Origin of the sequence: Bilophila wadsworthia ATCC 49260 (assembly GCF_000701705.1) — a bacterium.
Lineage (GTDB): Bacteria > Desulfobacterota > Desulfovibrionia > Desulfovibrionales > Desulfovibrionaceae > Bilophila > Bilophila wadsworthia.
The window spans coordinates 1-1,234 of record NZ_JNJP01000192.1; the positions used below are offsets into that span (position 1 = coordinate 1).

Sequence of the window (1,234 nt, forward strand, 5' to 3'; positions counted from 1 at the left end):
CGGGCGACGGCGGCCTCCGTGGGCATCCCCTACGAATCGCTGACGAAAGACTTTTCCAAGACCAACTACTCCAGCGCCCGCGCCGCGCTCAACGAGGCGTGGAAGCTCTACAGCTTTTACCGCAACTGGTTCGGGCGGCTTTACTGCCAGCCTGTCTACGAGATGGTCATAGAGGAGGCGTTCCTCCGGGGCATGTTCGAGCTTCCGAAAGGCGCGCCCGGCTTCTACAAGGCCCGCAAGTTCTGGTGCAACGTGGACTGGATCGGCCCCTCGCGCGGGTTCGTGGACCCGGTGAAGGAGATCACGGCCACCATCCTCGCGCTGCAAAACCGCCTCATGACCTACGGCGAGGCATGGGCCGAGAGCGGCAGGGACTTCGACGAGGGCTATGCCCGGATGCTGGAGGAATCCCCTCTGCTGGCGTTGCTCGGCCCCCTGAGCCTGAGCACCAAGATTGGCAAGGCGGGCAAGGACGCGGACCCGGAGGGCGACGAAAAGCCGGGAGGTGAGGCCCCCGAAGATGGGACGGGAGAAGATGATGAATGAGTTGTGGGCGTTGCCCTTTGAAATGGCGGAACAGGTGCTGTCCGATCTGGCCTCGGCAAAGTCGAACCCTCAAGCGCGGGTTGAAGGATTCCCGGAGCGGAAGGCGCGTGGCTACGAGCTTGTCGGCGGTGTCGCCGTCATCCCGGTAACCGGGCCAATCGTCAGGGAACAGGGCTGGTACGGGGTGGGGCAGGATGCCGTGGCGTCGTCGTTGAAGGCCGCGCTTGCCGACCCCTCCGCCCGCGCCATCCTGTTCGACATCACCAGTCCGGGCGGCGTCGTGGCGGGCACGAAGGAGCTTGCCGACGCCATAGCCGAGGCCCGGACGAAGAAGCGCTGCGCCGCCTACGCCAACGGCCTGTGCGCGTCCGCCGCGTACTGGCTGGCGTCGGCCACGGGCACTGTCTACGCGCCCCTGACCGCCACGGTCGGCAGCGTCGGCGTGATCATGTCGGTCGCCAACTATTCGAAGCTGAATGAGAAATGGGGTGTCTCCTACACCTACATCACGGGCGGCAAATGGAAGGCCGTGGGCAACGGCGACACGCCGCTGACCGATGAGGAACGCCAATACTTGCAGGAGCGGATCACCGCCCTGCACCAGATTTTCAAGGCCGATGTGGGCCGTCACATGGGGCTGACGGCTGACCCGCAACTGTGGGGCGAGGCGCAGCTTCTGCTGGCGCAG

At 65.3% G+C, this 1,234-nt stretch carries 2 protein-coding genes; both read left to right on the top strand.

Features of this window, described 5'->3' with window-relative positions; all coding sequences use genetic code 11:
* On the top strand, window positions 1–546 hold a 546-nt coding region (locus T370_RS0121975; protein ID WP_029437024.1), incomplete at its 5' end, for a phage portal protein.
* Window positions 539–1,234, top strand: a 696-nt coding sequence (locus tag T370_RS23335; RefSeq protein WP_034507664.1) for a S49 family peptidase, incomplete at its 3' end; no start/stop codon positions are given. The genes T370_RS0121975 and T370_RS23335, both read left to right, overlap by 8 nt.